Genomic DNA, 17,957 nt, shown 5'->3' on the forward strand with positions numbered 1-17,957 from the left:
TCTGTTTTTTACTGGTTATATAGCTCCTTTATCTTTCAATGCCTTCCATACCTTGGCTGGTGTGATCGGGATATCAAGATGGGTGATGCCAAATGGACTTAACGCATCTACAATAGCATTAGCAATGGCCGGTGGTGCACCTACAGTTGGTGATTCGCCGACGCCTTTAGCACCAATCGGATGGTGTGGCGATGGTGTAATTACGTGGCCGGTTTCCCAACTGGGTGATTCTACGGCTGTGGGTACCAGGTAGTCCATCAGTGTTCCATTTAATATGTTGCCATCTTCATCATAGATCAGTTCTTCATACATAGCCGGTGCAATGCCTTGTGTCAGACCTCCGTGTACCTGTCCCTGTACAATCATTGGATTAATGATATTGCCACAATCATCTATGGCTACAAAACGGCGCACATGGATTCCGCCGGTTTCCTTGTCAATATCAACCACGCAGATATATGCTCCGGATGGGAAGGTGAGGTTTGGCGGATCGTAATAATGTGTGGCTTCAAATCCGGCCTCCATACCCTGTGGGTGATTGGTATAGGACGCGAAAACAATTTCCTGGATGGTTTTTGATTTTTCAGGAGCACCTTTCACCCAGAATTTTCCTGGTTCCCATTCCAGGTCTTCTTCACTGACTTCAAGCAGGTAGGCAGCAATTTTACGGGCTTTGGCGACTAACTTGCGGGAAGCCATAGCCGCAGCCGCACCTGCAGTTGGTGTACTTCTTGATGCATAGGTTCCCAATCCGTAAGGAGCGGTATCTGTATCACCTTCTTCAACCTGGATATTCTCTGCCGGGATACCTAATTCTTCGGCAATGATCTGTGCATAAGTAGTTTCATGTCCCTGGCCCTGGGATTTTGTACCAAAACGTGCGATGGCTTTACCGGTTGGGTGAACACGAATCTCGGCGCTGTCAAACATTTTTATACCGAGGATATCAAAGTCTTTTGAAGGACCGGCACCTACAATTTCTGTAAATGTGGAGAGGCCTATACCCATCAGCTCACCTTTCTTTCTTTTTTCAGCCTGTTCTTTCCGCAATTCCCAATAGCCAACGGCATCCATAGCCTTTAAAAGCCCTTTATGGTAATCGCCGCTATCGTAGATCCAGCCGGTTGGTGATTTCCAGGGGAAGTCCTCTTTCTTGATGAAGTTTTCCATCCTAAGGTCAGCCGGGTCTTTTCCTATTTCTAGGGCGAACCTGTCGGTCATGCGTTCGATCGCATGCACAGCTTCGGTAACCCTGAATGAGCAACGATAGGCAACACCACCAGGAGGTTTGTTGGTATAAACAGCATCGCATTCCATATAGGAAGTGTCGTAATCATAGGAGCCAGTTGCAATGGAGAACATACCCGTCGGGAATTTTGATGGGTTGGCAGATGCATCGGTATAACCGTGGTCGGCGAGAATTTTGAAACGAGTAGCGAGGATCTTACCATCTTTTGTACCTGCCATTTCTGCTGTGATATGATAGTCGCGCGCGAATGAATCGGCCTGCAGGTTTTCACTGCGGTCTTCGATCCATTTCACGGGTTTGCCAACCAGGAAGGAAACAGCAATGGCAATTACATAGCCGGGATATACCGGCACTTTGCCACCGAATCCCCCTCCAATATCAGGGGAAATAACCCGAATCTTTTCTTCTGTTAAACCAACGTGACCTGCCACCAGCGCAATTACCGTGCGGATGGCATGCGGCGCCTGTGTGGTCATATACATCGTGAGGTGATTGTTGATTTTGTCATAATCGGCTACACAACCACAGGTTTCGATGGAAGCCACATGGATGCGGGGGATATGCATCTGTTCTTTAACCACTACATCGGCCGATGCGAAAACGGCTTCCGTTTTGGCTTTGTCGCCTGCCTCCCAATGCCAGATATGGTTATCTTTTTTACCAGCTTTGTCTGTCCTTAAAACGGGAGCATCCGGATCCATGGATTTGTAAGGATCGATCACGGGTTTCATCTTCTCATAATCAACTTTCACTGCTTCACGACCATCACGTGCGGCATACCTGCTCGTGGCGATAACCGCAGCCACTTCCTGCGCCTGGTACATCACTGTGTCTGTTGGCAATACCATTTGCGTATCAGACATCAGGGTGGGCATCCAATGGAGATTGTATTTCTCAAGGTCGCGGCCGGTAACCACTGCAACTACCCCAGGCACTTTCATGGCCTCTTCAATATTGATCTTTTTTATTTTGGCATAGGCATACGGACTCCTTACAATATCCATATACAGCATGCCCGGAAGTTTGATGTCATCCACATAATGGCCCTTACCCTGTATGAAGCGGATGTCTTCCTTTCTTTTCAGGGAATGGCCCATGCCACCGATTTCCTTTGATGTTTTACACTTATTCATATAATGATGAATTGAATCGTTTTAAATAATTTTTATACAAATTGCGGTTCGGTGGATGGCAATTCTTCGCCACGCATTTTAGCGCCGGCATAAATAACCGCTTTCACAATATTATTATAGCCGGTGCAACGGCAAAGGTTACCCGAAATACCCCAGCGAATTTCTTCCTCAGTGGGATTGGGATTATTAGCCAGTAATTCTGTTGCCCGCATGATCATGCCCGGTGTGCAGAAACCGCAATGCAGCCCGTGGTTTTCCTTGAATCCTTCCTGGAGTGCAGAAAGCTCCCCGTTTACGGCCACTGCTTCAATAGTGGTAAGGGATTTCCCATTGGCCTGTACGGCTAGGACAGTGCAGGATTTGATGGATTTGCCATCCATTAATATGGTACAGGCGCCGCAGCTGGATGTATCGCAGCCAATATGTGTGCCCGTCAGGTTCAATACTTCCCTGATCATGTGCACCAATAGTAATCGGGGCTCCACTTCGAGGGTATGCTTTTCGCCGTTAACGGTTACGGTTATTTCTTTTAACATATATTGTTCAGTTTATCAGTTATTGTTAATTGTTACTGGCCCGGTTGGCAGCTTCATGGATCATACGTTTCACCAGCACGGCCACCATAGCGCGTTTGTATTCTTCGGAGCCCCGCAGGTCGGCAGACGGACTGCAATCTTCCGATGCATACAGGGCTGCTTCAGCAATGCTGTGTTCGGTAAGTGGCTTGCCGATTAGTGCCTGTTCGGAGCGCACTGCGCGCAAGGGTGTCGGGTTCACATTGGTTAATCCTATTCCCGCAGCTTTCACTATACCATCATCCCCGATGGTAATTTGGACAGCAACACCTGCAGTAGCATAATCACCCACTTTTCTTTCCAGTTTGTGGTAGGCACTACCGGTGCCTGTAGGTGGAATCGGAATCTGAATTTCTGTAAGGATCTCACCAAACTGCAGGGCAGTTGAGTAAAAGCCGAAGAAGAATTCATCAATTGGGATTTCTCTTGATCCTTCGGCACCCGTTGCAATAACGGTGGCATTCAAAGCCAGCATTACAGCAGGATGGTCATTTGCGGCATCGCCATGGGCAAGGTTACCACCAATGGTGCCACGGTTGCGTACCTGCGGATCAGCGATCAGTTTGGTGACATCTTTGAATATCGGAAAAATCTTGGCCAGGGCCGCCGAATGTTCTAATTCGGATTCGCGGGTCAGTCCGCCAATTTTCATCTTGCCGTTTTCTTCAACAATGTGGGAAAGTCCGGGGATGTTATTAATGTCCACCAGCACTTCAGGTGTGGCGAACCGCAATTTCATCATGGGAATCAGGCTATGACCCCCGGAAAGGATCTTTGCCTCTTCGCCATACTGGTGTAATAATTTAATGGCCTCTTCTAATGTGCCTGGTGATTCGTACTGGAAGGATTGGGGGATCATAACTGTTGATTTTATTGCTTTGTCAGATAATTAGTGGAATTGTTTTTGGATTGGGTAAGGGCAGTAATTTTTTCTAGCCAGCCGAAACGCTTCATGTTCATACCGATGCCGGTTAACATAATGAGCACGCCGGTAAAATAAAGGGCTTGACCACCTGCAGTAGTAACACTATAAAATATACAGCTACTACCCGCCAGGGCCAGCCCCAGAGCATACCAGGTTCTTTTGTCTTTAAAGCTCAGGGTCAGGCTAACAAGGGTAAGCGAACAAAAAAAGAGGGAAATATAGAGTGTAACTGGATGGGTATGCGATACAGTAGAAGAAACCGAGCCTCCCTTGCCGCAGAGTACCATCGTGCTGGAAAAGGCCAAAACACAAAATGGGCATTTTGGGAGCACTGCCAGTATTATACCAGACAACAGGCCAATGCCTTTTTCCCGCTTTGATGGCGGTTTTGACTCGCTTTTACAAGGAGCGCAATCGTTAACTTTTTGAGAGCAGGGCATCTCGTTACGAATTTATATGGCTTAAGTGCTGAGGACTATTAATTTACGACAATTCGCAGATAAAACACCGCGGCGGGGAAAGTTAAATTTCCGGTCTGTCGCTTCGTTAAACAAATACCTCGTAGAGTAAATAGGAAACATAAACAGATTTCAAAAATTGCCACCGGTTTGGTTGCAATTTAAAGGGTTGGATTTGCAAAAATACAAAGAGTGGTTAAACATCGAATGTATGATTTTCAACGATTATTGTCAAAATTTGTTCGGTTACTGGTGCTGTTATTTCATGATTATTTTGACAATAGCCATAGGAAAAAAATATTGTACCTTAAATTCTATCCTGATAGGGTAGCGTGAGCAAAAAAGAAATAATATAATGAATGCTAAATGCTAAATTCTTGAATATCTTATTGATCGGGTTATCATTGTTACCTTCAAAATCAATATTGGCGCAGGTTCCTGTCAGGGAAGAACCCCGGCATCACAATGTTTTTGAAAATAAATACCTCAGGGTCTTAGATGTATGGCTGCCCCCGGGTGACACCACTTTATTCCATATACACGCCACACCTTCTCTCTTTGTGCATTTTTCTACAACGAATATCGGTTCCCAGGTAAAGGGGGATGAATGGGTTAAAGATCGGCCCTCTTCAGGCAATGCGTCATACCGGTCCTTTATTGGGGATACTTTGGTTCACAGGGTAAGTAATTTTGATAAAGGTCCATTTCATGTAAATGATATTGAAATTCTCTCGGCTTATAATACAAGTAGCAACAATACCCCCTTGCCATTCCCTGTATTATTTGACAACGAAAGGGCGACAGCATATCAATTGGTAAATCATGGATTCAATAAGGTGCCTATCCAGGGCCGCGGCCCCATGGTTGCAGAACTAATTTCAGGTGATGGGCTTCAATTTCACGCTGTAAAAAATAATCTGGTGAAGGAAATAATCGCCGGGAAGTATCTGTATATAGAGCCAGGGGAATCATTTTATTTTTCTTCCAGTGGAATGGGTGATATTAACCTTGTGCTATTTGAGCTTAAATAGGATGATCAACACTATAATAACCTTCTCATGAGACTTTCTGCCTGGCTTATTTTTTACCTGTTTACACAAATTGCTTCCTATGGACAAAAACCCAGGGCAAGGGATATCGGTATACCATTTGAAGGGAATACAGGCAAATACAACGCCATTACAGATGTCTATGGTGTTGAAGTGGGGTATAGTACTATAATTACCGGAAATGGTAAAAATATCTTGGGCAAGGGTCCTGTCAGAACCGGGGTTACAGCCATCCTGCCCAGGGGGAAGAAAAATAACCCGGTTTACGCCAATTGGTATTCCTTAAACGGAAATGGTGAAATGACCGGGACCACCTGGATTACAGAATCGGGTTTTCTGGAAACACCCATCATGATCACTAATACCAATAGTGTTGGTGCAGTGCGGGATGCAGTGCTGAAATGGTTTGTAGATAAACATTGGTACAAAGAAGATTTTTGGTACACCTATCCAGTGGTAGCGGAAACATACGATGGTGGCCTAAATGATATTTATGGTTTCCATGTAACTGCCGAAAATGCCTATGAAGCCTTAAATACCGCTGGTACAGGCTTTTTAAAGGAGGGTAATGTTGGCGGCGGAACCGGTATGATGTGCCTTGGTTTTAAAGGGGGGACGGGAACCTCTTCCCGGATTGTAAAAATCAAAGACTCTTCCTATACCGTTGGTGTATTGGTGCAATCCAATTTCGGAAGAAAAAACAACCTGACCATTGCCGGTGTGCCTGTTGGTATTGAACTAAAAGATACCCTGAACTATGATATTAAATCTCCTCCGGCATCATATCGCCAGGAAGGCGATGGTTCAATAATAGTTGTCGTTGCTACGGATGCTCCATTACTACCGCATCAATTAAAAAGAATCGCTGCGCGGGTACCCCTTGGCGTTGGGAAAGTTGGCGGCCGGGGGGAAAATGGATCCGGAGATATTTTTATCGCTTTTTCCACGGCCAATCCTGATGCCTTCCAACGGGAAAAATTCGTAAAAGTTGATGTTTTGCCTAATGACATCATCAATCCTTTATTCGAAGCGACTGTACAAGCTGTTGAAGAAGCGATTATCAATGCGATGGTAGCGGCGGAAACCATGGAAGGTGTCAATGGGAACAAGGCCTATGCGATGCCCCATAAATTAGTCATTGACTTGTTAAGAAAGTATAATAGGATAAAATAATATTGCCTGAAACCAACCACCATGAGATCAATCTGTTTTGCATTTTTATTGCAGTTACTTTTTATTGGCGCTTTTTCCCAGCCGGGTTCGAAGGCCAGAAATTTAAAAACCATAACAGTTTCGGGAAATGGTTACCAGCGTGGGCTGCAGCATGGACAACAATTAAAAAAGGATATTGCTGAGGTGCTTGTACTTTGGAAAGATGACCTGCAAAGCAGCATGAAAATGCCGGCGGATAGTTTTATTCAACAATTCATGTCCGGCACAAATTTTTTACCCGCCATAAAAAAATATACTCCCGATTTACTTGAAGAGGTAAAAGGAATAGCGGTTGGCTCGGGGCAATCTTTTAATGATATCCTTGCCTATCAATTGGTTGATGAATATTGGGTTTACCAGGATAAACTGAGCAATGACCCTTCTCACCACCATTGCAGTGGCATTGGGGTTCCGGCGATGAACGGGCAACCGGCTTTAATTGCCCAGAACATGGACCTGGAATCCTGGATGGACGGCTACCAGGTGGTGATGCATATTCTCCCCAATGGGAATACGCCTGAACAATTTGTGTTTACCAGTGCCGGATTGATCGGGTTGAATGGACTCAATGAACATGGTATCGGCACTTGTGTGAATACGCTCATGCAGCTGAATGCAAGTGGTGATGGGTTACCGGTAGCTTTTATAATTCGCGGTATCCTGGCACAGAAAAAAAGCAAAAACGCAGTCGATTTTGTGCAGCATACAAAACATGCATCCGGACAAAATTATATACTCGGAACAGTTGATAGTGTTTATGATTTTGAAGCTTCAGGATCCAGGGTGGTTCGAATGCAACCTGATTTATCGGGTGCTGTTTACCATACCAACCATCCTGTTGTAAATGATGATATCAAATCGTGGTATACCAGTTATTATCAAGACTACCTTGCCGGAAAGACACAGAATGATAACAGCGAACTTAGATTCGCAGCAGTGAAGTTCAGGGTAACGCGGGCTGATGTGAAAGATGATCAGCTGATTAAGTCCACTTTAAGGTCAAAAGACAATTTGGAAAACCCGGTTTGTCGTGCACATTTGCCCAATCATGCAGGCTTTACTTTTGGCTCCGTAATATATACTTTATCGGGTAAACTAACCATGCAGGTAACTGCTGGTCCGCCTGATGAATCGGAGTACCAGTCTTTTTATTTCAAAAAATGAATGACCCTGTTTCCCAAAACATTAGAGCCGCATAGTTTTGTCATTGGTTTACTGGGAAAAAGTCAAACAATAAAGTAAAAAACAGAAGTCTCAAGGGAGGATTCGTTTCACTGGTAATGATAATAATCGTACTTTTTGCACTATTTATTAAAGGTTGGTGATGTTCTTTTAATAGTACATTAAGCAATTAAATTTCAATTATATACATAAAAAGTAGGATCCATGGCATTACTTGAAAAATTTGAGCAGGACGGTGTTTGGCTTTTTAAATACCGCAGTACACTTCCAATAATTATTTTGGTAATTGGGTTAATTGTCTACCTGTTTACTGAAATCAATCCAGGACCGGTTACATTAGAAGGGACTATTTATGAACATTATTATGAAATACTTTGTCTTGCTTTTAGTTTATTAGGATTATTTATAAGGGTATATACGGTTGGACATACACCCTCAAATACATCCGGTAGAAATACTGAGGAACAAGTAGCTGATTCCCTTAACACAACAGGAATATATTCCATTGTAAGGCATCCCCTGTACCTGGGGAATTTTTTTATGTGGCTAGGCCCGGCATTATTGACGGGGCATTTATGGTTTGTAATATCCTTTTGTTTATTTTATTGGTTGTATTATGAAAGGATCATGTTTGCAGAAGAGCAATTCCTGAGACGGAAGTTCGGGACCATGTATACTGATTGGGCAGAAAACAGGCCTGCTTTTATTCCTGACTTTAAAAATTTCGTAAAGCCCAACCTGCCCTTTAGCTGGAAAAAAGTGATGAAACAGGAGAAAAATGGACTGTTAGCGGTTTTTTTAGTTTTCCTGGGTTTTGATATCGTCGGAAATCTGATAAGACACAGTACTGACTTCAATGATTTTTTAATCGCAGGTACCATTCTCACCTTACTTCTTTATGTTGTATTTAAGTATCTTGATAAATGGACGAGAGTTTTCAGTGAGGAAGGCAGGTAATTTTATTGTATAGGAAAATGATGCTTAAGTTTTAGTAAATTGTCATATAAGCCTTATTATATGACTATCCATCTAATTAGAATCAAATTTTTAAGTGCTCTGTTATTCATTTCCGGACTATCTATTGGTCAGAAGAATATCATTATAAGTGACAGCCTTGCCAACAATGCTGAAAAATTGCCCGTAAAAATGGGGTCGCAGTCTTTTGGGAAAATCTGGAAGTTTAAGTTTGGGGATTATGCTGTTGTATCCAGTAAGCTGGGCTGGACTACAGGAAGCTCAAAAAGTAATTTTTGGAATACTAAAACAGACAGTAAAACAACACAAAAGTTTTCCTTTAACTTGACCAATAAGGCCAGTGATACGGCCAAAGTAAATGCTGCAGATAATATTGAAGTACAGGCCCTGCAATCCTTTCCGCTGACAGCAAATTTCTCCATAGGAACTAACGAATTGGTACAGGAGTCTAAAAATTTCAGTGCATTTATCAATATTAATAGTGATACCGCCGAAACATGGGTCCTGTTAATGAATGTGATCAGAAAAGCAAATGCAGAGGGTAACTATGAAGCATTTATGACAAATGGGGAAAGGAAAATCTTTATCATTCCGGCAAGCTCAAATAAACCCGGTGATGACCATCAGTCGATGCCGGCGCAGGGTTATGAATTTACGGAGAATGGCTATCCATTGTGTGCTGTTCAGTACCTTGGCAGCGGTGCTTTGGGGATGAATAAAAATATTGTCTGGATCAATGCTAAATCCGATGCGAAAATGCAACTTATTCTTGCTGCTGCCATGACAGCATTGCTGCAGTTAAAAGTTACATCGCCTTCATTTTAGGTTCATTTTAAAAAATGCCATGTTAGCGTTACTGTTATTTTTCATTTCCTTGTTTGCGTCATCTGATTCATTTGTAGCAACCGGATCCCAGCCCCAGGTTGCCCTGGATTACAATGGTGTAATAAGAGTAGTTTTTGGCCGGGCGGATAGTATTTTTTGTTCCTCGTCAACGGATACGGGAGAAACTTTTTCAGACCCTGTTTTGGTTGGACATATATCAGGCATGCACCTTGGTATGACCAGGGGCCCTCAGATAGCCAGCTCTTCCAGGTATACGATTATCACTGCAATGGATAAAGCAGGTAATATCCACTTTTTTGAATTGTCGAATACTGATTCAGGCTGGACTTACAAAGGTCTGGTAAATGATGTTCCGGATACTGCTCCAGAGGGCCTCATGAGCATAACTGCCGATGCCAATGATAATTTTTATGCGGTTTGGCTGGATATCCGAATTGGCAGGCACAACAATATTTTCTTTGCCAGTCTTTCCGGGGAAAAACCCAAATGGACAAAAAACAGGATGATTTACCAATCGCCCGACGGCCATGTTTGCGAATGCTGCAAGCCAGGTATTGCAGTTAATGGTTCCAGGTTAGCGTTGATGTACCGAAACTGGCTGAAAGGATCCAGGGACCTGTACATGAGCAGTTCTGAAAATGGGGGACAAACCTTTGACGCTTCGAAAAAACTGGGCAACGGAACCTGGAAATTAGATGGCTGCCCGATGGACGGTGGTGGAATAACAATTGATGACGCAGGCCAAATTCACACGGTTTGGCAGAGGGAAGGTGCTGTTTATTATTGCCGGCCGGGCCAACCTGAAATAAACCTTGGAAATGGAAAGATTTGCAGTTTTAGTTCAGGCCTGAATAACGATAAAATATTCATTGCAATGCAGCATGGCGGTGAAGTCAAAATAGCAGATTTCAATAACCGGGAATCTGTCACTATTGGAAAGGGTGTCTTCCTGAAATCAGTTACCCTGCCAGGTAATAAAATCCTTTGTGCCTGGGAACAGGGCAATCAAATAAAAGTCAGGAAAATGTAGGGTTTCCCTCGTTTTGAAATCAATTTCTTTATTGTATAACAATTGAATTATTGGGTGTATATTCAGTGTGTTTAGTTAAGTCTTTCTTTACCCTATTAAATGTATTAACCAGGAAAGATTTATTTCTAAATGGCACGTAATGATGGAAGTCCGGCAACTTGAATTTCTGTTTTTTCTCCTTTTCTAATTAGCAAAGTTTAGCCCTGTGGTAGAGCAACTTATTTCCGATAACCGTACCTGAAATAGTGAGATGAATGGGGCAATGGAAATTGTATTCCCCTTGATTAAAGAGTTGCACTAATAATAAGTTCCTAAAAATTTGGAATGGTCAGCAAACTCATTTTTTTGTTATTACTACTGCATACAGCAGCGGGAAGCAGAGCTCAACTAAGGGTCATTGATAGTTTGCAGCATGAGTTGGTAATAGCTAAAGATGACACAATGAAAATGGTTTTGTATAATTCCATTTCAGAATCTTATGCTGAACTAAATCCGGATAGTTCATTTTATTATAGTGAGCAGGCATTGGCTTTTACCAGGAGATTAAAGTTTCGCCTTGAAGAAGTACTCTCTTTAGGGAAAATGGGCTATGCACTCATAAATCTGGGTAACTTCCCCCGGTCTTTACAAACACTTTTATCGGCGATCGCAATTGCTGAAGATCCAAAATGTGAACAAAATGTTTTATCTGTTAAATATAACGACAATGATGAATTAATAGACCGCTCCGCATCGGCCTATTTTCAACGACTCAGCAGATTAGGCCGGATTTACCAGAATATTGGTATTTTATATGGTAATGCAAATAATCATGAAAAGGAGTTATACTATTATTTGCAGGCAAGGCAAATTGTTGAGCCAACTGGCAACACCCGGCTGCTCAGTATTATCAACGGTACAATGGGAAGGGTATATCTTTCTTTAAATAAACCTGACTCGGCATTAATCACCGTTCAGTTAGCGTATGACCAGGCAGTAAAGGCAGGATTTAAAAGATACTTTGGAAGTATATTATTGAATTTTGGAAGGATTCAATTGGCTCTTGGAAACAAACAATCCGCTACCGAATTTTTCAATAGGGCAATAACCGCCAGCTTAGAGCAAAGCTACCTCAGGGGTGTGGTTGCGGGAAATCTTGCTTTGGCCGAGTTATACAGGCAGTCCGGGAATGACGACTCATGCCTTTATTATGCAAACATTGCCCTGAAGGTAGCCGGGGATTTGAATTCCCCCGGACTTTTATTAAGGTCTTATAAAACACTGGCAGCATTTTACAATTCAGCTAATCGCAATGACAGCATTGTTAAATACCAGGCACTGATCATTAAAATCAATGACAGCCTATTTAATGCAAAACAGGTACAACAGTTTCAAAATATTGATTTTGAGGCACGGCAGCGCAAGGAGGAGATCCGGGCAGCGACAAATGCTTACCGGAACCGGTTGCAGGTCTATTGGCTGATTTCAGGGATGGCCGTATTCTTCTTAGTAGCAATTTTACTTTGGCGAAGTAACAGGCACCGGCAAAAATCCAATGCCATCCTTCAGAGGCAGAAAATGGAAATTGAAAAAACGTTGGCAGAACTAAAAGCGGCTCAGGCCCAACTTATACAATCTGAGAAAATGGCATCTTTGGGTGAGCTCACAGCCGGTATTGCCCATGAAATAGATAACCCGCTAAATTTCATTAATAATTTTTCAGAAGTTAACCGGGAATTGCTGGTGGAAATGAAAGCCGAGATTGCCAATGGTAACCTTGATGGTGCAAATGCAATTGCTGATGATGTAATTGAGAATGCAGGAAAAGTAATTAACCACGGAAAAAGGGCAGATGCAATTGTGAAAGGCATGCTGCAGCACAGCCAAAACGCCAAAGGGGTAAAGGAACCAACAAATATTAATGCCCTTGCCGCAGAATATGTCCGGTTGGCATATTATGGATTAAAGGCAAAGGATGAGTCTTTTGACGCTGACTTGAAAACAAATTTTGATGACAGTATTGATAAGATTAAAATTATTCCTCAGGATATCGGAAGGGTAATACTCAACCTCATCAATAATGCTTTTTATTCCGTAACCGAAAAGAAAAACCAAATTGGCGAAGCCTATGAGCCTCTCGTTTCGATAATAACAAAAAGGGTGAATGCTGGTGTTGAAATAATTGTGAAAGATAATGGTAATGGCATTCCCCGGAAAGTGGCGGATAAAATATTTCAACCCTTCTTCACCACCAAGCCAGCCGGACAGGGAACTGGATTAGGCTTGTCGTTAAGTTATGATATTATCAAAGCGCATGGGGGCGATATTAAAGTTGAAAGCACAGAAGGTGAAGGGGCTGAATTTATTATTCAATTACCAATCGTTTAAATTTTAATACGATGAAAATATTCCGTGCATTTCTTGTTTTTACAATGTTTATTGCATCAGCAGTAAATGCACAAAAAAAAGGGAAACCCAAAGACCTTTTGGAAAATTCTAAGCCAGATACCAACCGGGTGAATTTATTGCTGGAGCTTGCCGATCAATATTACTTCAATAAACCAGACTCCTGCCTGTTCCTGTCTAAACAAGCCATTGAACTTTCAAGGAAATTGAGCTATTCCAAAGGAGAATTAATGGCCTTAAACAAGGCTGGCGAAGCTCTGCGATTTCTTGGTGATTTTCCGCAGGCATTGGAAATGCAATTTAAAGCACTTCAATTAAACAGAATTAGTGGTGATAAAATGGGTGAGGCAGTAACAATGGGTTTTATCGGCTTTGTTTTTATAGAATTAAATGAATACAGGCAGGCGCTGAATTTTCTTTTCCAGTCAAAAAAAATATATGAAGGCATTTCTGAGCCAATAATGAATACGTTTACTTTATCGAACATCGGGAATGCTTATGAAGGCATGAATATGTTGGATTCTGCCTTGTTTTTTCAGCAGCTGGCCCAAACAAAATCACTTGAATTTACCCACGGAAATTTAAAGATATTAATCCTGAGCAGGCTGGGAATCGTTTTTGCAAGGTTGGGAAAATACGAACAGGCTTTAAGGTATTATCATGAAGCCCTTCAGAATGCCTACAACATAAATGATATAGTAAATCCAAGTAAAATTCAGGAACGGATTGCTGAAACATTCCTGGTGATTAATCAAAAAGATTCAAGCCTTTTTTATGCCCGCCTGGCATTTGTTAATGGGCAGCAGGTATCCCAAAAATTGCAAATACTGGAGTCAAGCAATTTGCTGGTTAAGTTATTCAGGGATAAGAATATGCCTGATAGTATAATACATTACCAGGATATCGCTATTGCTATGAATGATAATTTATTTGGACCAGAAAAAATCAGGCAACTCCAGATCCTGACACTTAAAGAACAACAGCGACAGCAGGAAATATTACAGGAACAGGAGCGCTTTAAAAATAGGATAGGCATGTTTGCTTTGTTGGGAATGTTGGCCTTCTTATTGATTATTGCAATAATACTTTACCGGAATAACCGCCATAAGCAAAAGGTCAATTTGTTACTCCAGGATCAGAAAAATGAGATCCAGGAAACACTGACAATATTGAAATCCACTCAAAAACAATTGGTGCAGAAGGAAAAAATGGCCTCCTTAGGAGAGTTAACTGCAGGAATTGCCCATGAGATTGAGAACCCGTTGAATTTTGTCAATAATTTTTCTGAAGTAAATAAAGAATTGATTGAAGAGCTGCAAAGGGAAATTGAAAAAGGCAATTTTAACGAGGTGAAAAATATTGCTCTTGATATTAAAGGAAATGAAGATAAAATTATTCATCACGGCAAGCGGGCAGATGCCATTGTAAAAGGCATGTTGCAACACAGCAGGACCAGTACCAGCGAAAAAGAGTTGACAGCTATTAATGTCTTGGCAGATGAACATCTTCGGTTAGCTTACCATGGGCTTCGGGCGAATGACAAAAAATTCAATACAGCATTGCATACTGAGTTTGACCATTCAATAGGCAAAATCAATATTGTTCCACAGGATATTGGCCGGGTATTGCTTAATCTATATAACAATGCTTTTTATTCAGTTTATGAAAAGAGCAGGCGGAATTTTCCAGGCTTTGAACCAATGGTGTCAGTCAGTACAAAAAAAATCGGTGATAAACTGGAAATCAGGGTTATTGATAATGGCATGGGTATACCGGGCAATGTAAAGGAAAAGATTTTCCAGCCATTTTTCACGACTAAGCCAACTGGCCAGGGAACAGGATTGGGGTTGAGTTTGAGTTATGATATTATCAAGGCGCATGGCGGGGAATTGACTGTAGAGACAAAAGAAGGCGAGGGGGCTTGTTTTATTATCAGTTTACCGGTTAACTAAAAAAAATGAAGCTAAACGCAGATATGGAATCAGCAGTAATGGAAGTTTATTTTGCATACTGGGAAAGTTATATTAATGGTGACGTTGATAAACTTGCATCTTTTCTTGATGATGGTTATACCCAGGTGGGAAGTGCTGAAAGCGAAGTGTTTTTCAATAAAAAGGATGCTGTCAATTTCGTGGCATCTACTATTAACCAGGTTGCGGGAAATGTGAATATGCGCAACAGGATAATTAAAACCGAACCGCTTGATGGTCTTATTCTGATCAACGAGCAGGCTGATTTATATTTTAAAATGGAAGGCACCTGGGCTTTCTATGCCAAATTCAGGGCATCATCAATTTTACAAAATAAGGAAGGTGGCTGGAAGTTCATTCACCAGCATTCTTCCATGCCTGACCTTAGAACGCTGGAGGGTGAAAATATTGCCATTGAAAAGATCACAGCCGAAAACCTCGAACTAAAGGATGCGATCAAAAGACGTACTATTGAACTGGACCAAAAAAACCGGGAACTGGAACTGGAAACGGCGCTGGAAAGAGTTCGTGCAGTTGCCATGGGTATGCGGAAAGGCAATGACCTGCTCGATATCTGTGAAGTGCTGTTCAGCGAACTTGCTAAATTGGGTTTTAGTCGGCTCCGCAATGCAATGATTAATATTTATGATGATGCAAAGGAGTCATTCATGAATTATGACTATTCCCCTGAACAGGGTAAAACTGTCACATTATTTTCCTATAATATCCATCCCATTATTCAAAAGCAGGTGTACCAACTCCGGAGCTCGCCAGATGCTTTTTCAGAAATCATAATTGCTGGCAAAGAATTGGCTGATTTCAGGGCGATGCGTTTAAATAACGGCGAATCCGATGATCCGCGGTTCGATAATATTGATGCAATCACCTATTATTTTTATTCAACGGGCACAGGCGCTATTGGATTATCTACCTTTAATAATATTGCTGAGGAGAATCGAATTGTACTCAAACGTTTCCGGAATGTATTTGATCTGGCCTATCGTCGATACATGGATATTTCACAGGCAGTTGCCCAGGCAAGGGAATCACAGATTGAGACGGCATTGGAAAGGGTGCGCAGCCGGTCCATGGGTATGCAAAAGAGTGACGAACTTCGCGATGTTATCCAGGTGATTTATGAACAAATGGTCGGTTTAAATATTAACATTGATAGTGCGGGCTTTGACCTGGACTTTAGAGAAACCGATGATTGGAATCTTTGGCACGCAGACGCTTACACTCCATTTCCAAATAAAATTCATATTCCCTATTTCGATCACCCTTTTACTAATGCTATTATCGAAGCAAAGAAAAAGGGTGTTGAATCCTTAACATTCAACCACACAATTGAAAACCGGAATAAAATATTCGATCAGGTGTTTAAATATGCTCCCGCGAAGCCAGAAGCAAAAGAAGCGCTTTACAATACTACGGGCCTTGCAGAATCTCATGTGTATTTGAAAAACGTTTGGTTGTACATCTCAAATTATGCGGGCATTCCTTATACGGATGCTGAGAATGCAATACTCATGCGCTTTGGCAAAGTTTTCGAGCAAACCTACACCCGATTTAAAGATTTAGAACAGGCCGAAGAGCAGGCATTGGAGGCCGTTAAACATGCCTCTGTAGACCGGGTCCGTGCTGAAATTGCCTCCATGCGTTCCACCAGTGACCTGGAAAAAATAACCCCTTTAATTTGGAATGAATTAACCACACTCGGCGTACCCTTTATCCGTTGTGGTGTATTCATAATGGACGAAGAACTGCAACAGGTGAATACTTATTTATCTAATCCGGACGGGGAGGCCATTGCCGCTTTTCATCAGCCGTACAATACAACGGGGGAAATTTCCGAACTTGTGAAAAGCTGGCGCAAAAATGAAATGTACACACAGCATTGGGATGAAATGATGTTTATTGAGTTTGACAAAAACCTTGTGCAAGAAGGCGCTATAACTTCCGGCGAAAAATACCTGACAGAAAACCGGCCAACAGATTTGTATTTGCATTTCCTTCCGTTTTTCCAGGGCATGTTATATGTAGGAAATATTGCAGCATTAAGTGTTGATGAATTGCAATTGGTTCAAAACCTCGCTGATGCATTTTCCACGGCCTATGCGCGGTATGAGGATTTTAAAAAACTGGAGGCCGCCAAGCAGCAGGTAGATAAAACGTTGATCGATTTGAAACAGGCACAGTCCCAGCTGGTGCAGGCAGAGAAAATGGCATCCCTTGGTGAATTAACCGCAGGCATCGCTCATGAGATTCAAAACCCGTTAAACTTTGTGAATAATTTTTCGGAAGTGAATACCGAGTTGATAGCAGAAATGCAGAATGAGATGGATAAAGGGAATTTTGATGACGCGATATCCATTGCTAATGACATTGCTGTTAACGAACAGAAGATCAATCATCATGGCAAACGTGCAGATGCTATTGTAAAAGGCATGCTGCAGCATAGCCGGAGTAGCAGTTCAACGAAAGAGCCCGCCAACATTAATGCGCTGGCAGATGAATATTTAAGATTGGCTTATCATGGTTTTCGTGCAAAGGACAAATCTTTCAATTCAGGCATGAAAACAATTTTCGATGAAAGCTTAGGAAAAATAAATATCATTCCGCAGGATATCGGAAGAGTGATGTTGAATTTAATTAACAACGCTTTTTATGCAGTTGCGGAAAGGAATAAACTGGCTAATGATAATTATGAACCAACAGTTTCAGTCTCAACGAGAAATTTAAACCATAAAATGGAAGTAAGGATTGCTGACAATGGCAAAGGCATTCCTCAAAAACTATTGGACAAAATCTTCCAGCCATTCTTTACCACTAAACCCACCGGACAGGGAACCGGCCTCGGACTTTCATTAGCTTATGATATAGTAAAAGCACATGATGGTGAATTAAAAGTGGAAACAAAGGAAGGGGAAGGGACTGAATTTATTATTGTATTACCGATAACCTAATG

The 17,957-nt window shown here is 42.0% G+C and carries 13 protein-coding genes; 9 read left to right on the forward strand and 4 right to left on the reverse strand.

Going from position 1 to position 17,957, the window contains the following annotated elements:
* Nucleotides 1–15 precede the first annotated feature (15 nt).
* The 4 genes from LAQ65_RS14535 to LAQ65_RS14550 are packed head-to-tail and all read right to left on the reverse strand — an operon-like array spanning nucleotide 16 to nucleotide 4,322.
* The gene (locus LAQ65_RS14535) at nucleotides 16–2,382 is read right to left on the reverse strand and encodes an aerobic carbon-monoxide dehydrogenase large subunit (RefSeq protein WP_224117703.1); all 2,367 of its coding nucleotides are present in this window, start codon (nucleotides 2,380–2,382) and stop codon (nucleotides 16–18) included.
* Nucleotides 2,383–2,414: 32 nt separating this feature from the next.
* Nucleotides 2,415–2,918 (reverse strand): (2Fe-2S)-binding protein, encoded by a 504-nt coding sequence (locus LAQ65_RS14540; protein ID WP_224117704.1) that lies wholly within the window; start codon nucleotides 2,916–2,918, stop codon nucleotides 2,415–2,417.
* Nucleotides 2,919–2,943: 25 nt separating this feature from the next.
* On the reverse strand, nucleotides 2,944–3,816 hold the full coding sequence (locus LAQ65_RS14545; protein WP_224117705.1) for an FAD binding domain-containing protein: 873 nt from the start codon (nucleotides 3,814–3,816) through the stop codon (nucleotides 2,944–2,946).
* A gap of 11 nt (nucleotides 3,817–3,827) precedes the next feature.
* The gene (locus tag LAQ65_RS14550) at nucleotides 3,828–4,322 is read right to left on the reverse strand and encodes a hypothetical protein (protein WP_224117706.1); all 495 of its coding nucleotides are present in this window, start codon (nucleotides 4,320–4,322) and stop codon (nucleotides 3,828–3,830) included.
* 395 nt (nucleotides 4,323–4,717) lie between these two features.
* Here LAQ65_RS14550 and LAQ65_RS14555 point away from each other — a divergent pair, with 395 nt between their 5' ends.
* From LAQ65_RS14555 to LAQ65_RS14595, 9 genes are all read left to right on the forward strand, one after another.
* Nucleotides 4,718–5,371: a hypothetical protein gene (locus tag LAQ65_RS14555; RefSeq protein ID WP_224117707.1), complete on the forward strand. Its 654-nt coding sequence runs from the start codon at nucleotides 4,718–4,720 to the stop codon at nucleotides 5,369–5,371.
* Nucleotides 5,372–5,398: 27 nt separating this feature from the next.
* Nucleotides 5,399–6,562, forward strand: a complete 1,164-nt coding sequence (locus LAQ65_RS14560) for a DmpA family aminopeptidase (protein WP_224117708.1) — start codon at nucleotides 5,399–5,401, stop codon at nucleotides 6,560–6,562.
* 21 nt (nucleotides 6,563–6,583) lie between these two features.
* The gene (locus tag LAQ65_RS14565) at nucleotides 6,584–7,765 is read left to right on the forward strand and encodes a C45 family autoproteolytic acyltransferase/hydolase (protein WP_224117709.1); all 1,182 of its coding nucleotides are present in this window, start codon (nucleotides 6,584–6,586) and stop codon (nucleotides 7,763–7,765) included.
* A 222-nt stretch (nucleotides 7,766–7,987) separates the two neighbouring features.
* On the forward strand, nucleotides 7,988–8,740 hold the full coding sequence (locus LAQ65_RS14570; protein WP_224117710.1) for a methyltransferase family protein: 753 nt from the start codon (nucleotides 7,988–7,990) through the stop codon (nucleotides 8,738–8,740).
* Between the two features lie 60 nt (nucleotides 8,741–8,800).
* Complete coding sequence (locus LAQ65_RS14575) at nucleotides 8,801–9,583, forward strand: hypothetical protein (RefSeq protein ID WP_224117711.1); 783 nt, start codon at nucleotides 8,801–8,803, stop codon at nucleotides 9,581–9,583.
* A 19-nt stretch (nucleotides 9,584–9,602) separates the two neighbouring features.
* Complete coding sequence (locus LAQ65_RS14580; protein ID WP_224117712.1) at nucleotides 9,603–10,634, forward strand: hypothetical protein; 1,032 nt, start codon at nucleotides 9,603–9,605, stop codon at nucleotides 10,632–10,634.
* A 324-nt stretch (nucleotides 10,635–10,958) separates the two neighbouring features.
* The gene (locus LAQ65_RS14585; RefSeq protein WP_224117713.1) at nucleotides 10,959–13,001 is read left to right on the forward strand and encodes an ATP-binding protein; all 2,043 of its coding nucleotides are present in this window, start codon (nucleotides 10,959–10,961) and stop codon (nucleotides 12,999–13,001) included.
* Between the two features lie 11 nt (nucleotides 13,002–13,012).
* Nucleotides 13,013–14,971 (forward strand): tetratricopeptide repeat-containing sensor histidine kinase, encoded by a 1,959-nt coding sequence (locus LAQ65_RS14590; RefSeq protein WP_224117714.1) that lies wholly within the window; start codon nucleotides 13,013–13,015, stop codon nucleotides 14,969–14,971.
* Nucleotides 14,972–14,976: 5 nt separating this feature from the next.
* A complete protein-coding gene (locus tag LAQ65_RS14595; RefSeq protein ID WP_224117715.1) occupies nucleotides 14,977–17,955 on the forward strand; it encodes an ATP-binding protein in 2,979 nt (992 codons plus the stop codon).
* Nucleotides 17,956–17,957: the final 2 nt, after the last annotated feature.

Source organism: Flavihumibacter profundi (assembly GCF_020076305.1).
Classification (GTDB): Bacteria; Bacteroidota; Bacteroidia; order Chitinophagales; family Chitinophagaceae; genus Flavihumibacter; species Flavihumibacter profundi.